Below are 1,490 nucleotides of genomic sequence, written 5' to 3' on the forward strand. Positions count from 1 at the left end.
GCTGTCTCTTATACACAAATCCCTGCTAAGAAATTAGCGGGGATTTTTTTGAACTAAATCTCAATGTCATGATCAGATCTTCAAATCTTATTTGAGGGCACATTATGATTAACGAACATACTCATTGGGCAAAACAACAATTCGGTAAATCGGACTTAGGTGATCCAAGAAGAACAGCGCGTCTGGTAAAGTTAGCATCAACGCTTGCAAATGAACCAGGAAAACCACTTGTGAACATCACTCAATCCCCCGCCGATATGGAAGGTGCCTACCGCTTTATTCGCAACGAGAATATTGACGCAACGGCTATAGCCGAGTCAGGCTTTAAAGCCACGGTTGAACAAGCAAAAAGTCATAACTTATTGCTCGCATTAGAAGACACGACCACACTAATTTATAAACATTCCTCCATTCGAGATGATTTGGGTCATGTCGGACGAGGAGCAAAACAACGAGGCTTGTTAGCTCATAGCGTATTACTGTTTGCGCCAGACACAAAGCAAGTTGTGGGATTAATTGAACAGTCTCGCTGGAGTCGTGATATCAACACGATTGGAAAAAGAGAAAAACACGCGACGACTTCTTACGAAGAAAAAGAAAGTTACAAGTGGGAGTCAGCGTCACGAGCGATGGCAGAGCGGCTGCAAGGACAAATGGCGAACGTGATATCGGTGTGTGACCGCGAAGCGGACATCTACGAATACTTGCAGTATAAACTAACCGAGCAGCAACGATTCGTCGTACGCTCGATGCAAAGTCGTCATATTGAAGAAGGTGAGGATAAGCTCTATGCGTTTGCAAGCGAGCTGATGAGTGCAGGCACCAAACACATCCACATTGCACAAAAAGGAGGAAGAAAAGCCCGAAGCGCAACACTGGATATCACCTATGCGCCAGTGACACTCAAAGCGCCTTACAATAAGAAAGGACACTCCCTCCCAGTTTACTATGTCGGCTGTGCAGAGCGAGGAAACGCTAAGAACGGCTTAAGCTGGCACCTATTAACCAGTGAACCAGTCACCAGCAAAGAAGACGCCTTAGCTATCATCACCTACTATGAGCACCGTTGGCTTGTAGAGGAATACCATAAAGTCTGGAAAAGTGATGGTACGGATATCGAAAGTTTACGCCTTCAAAGCCAAGATAACATGGAAAGATTGGTGACGATTAATGGCTTTATTGCGACGCGAATATTGCAACTAAAGTTCACCAATGAGCAGCCTGATTCTCCAAGTTGTGAACAACTGTTATCTCCCAAAGCATGGAAGTTATTGTGGTTAAAGAGAATAAAAACACCATTGCCTGAAACTGCTCCAAATATGTCATGGGCGTATCAGGAACTGGCAAAGTTAGGAGGCTGGAAAGATACCAAGCGCACAGGGCGTGCATCTGTGAAAGTGTTATGGCAAGGATGGCTTAAGTTACAAGCCATCCTGGAAGGCTACGATTTAGCAAAATCTCTTGAGCCAGACTTGTGATCAAGAGACAGC

General features: G+C 44.8%; 1 protein-coding gene. It reads left to right on the forward strand.

Going from position 1 to position 1,490, the window contains the following annotated elements:
• The first annotated feature begins 104 nt into the window (after positions 1 to 104).
• Positions 105 to 1,478 carry an IS4 family transposase gene (locus I6F45_RS21195; protein ID WP_165729610.1) on the forward strand — a complete coding sequence of 458 codons (1,374 nt, stop codon included), beginning with the start codon at positions 105 to 107 and terminating at the stop codon, positions 1,476 to 1,478.
• Positions 1,479 to 1,490: the final 12 nt, after the last annotated feature.

Source organism: Pseudoalteromonas sp. SWYJZ19 (assembly GCF_015864375.1).
Lineage (GTDB): Bacteria > Pseudomonadota > Gammaproteobacteria > Enterobacterales > Alteromonadaceae > Pseudoalteromonas > Pseudoalteromonas arctica.

Bases quoted from the DNA above. Each gene is read 5' to 3' on its own strand.
- I6F45_RS21195 (WP_165729610.1), top strand. From the start codon at position 105: ATGATTAACGAACATACTCATTGGGCAAAACAACAATTCGGTAAATCG.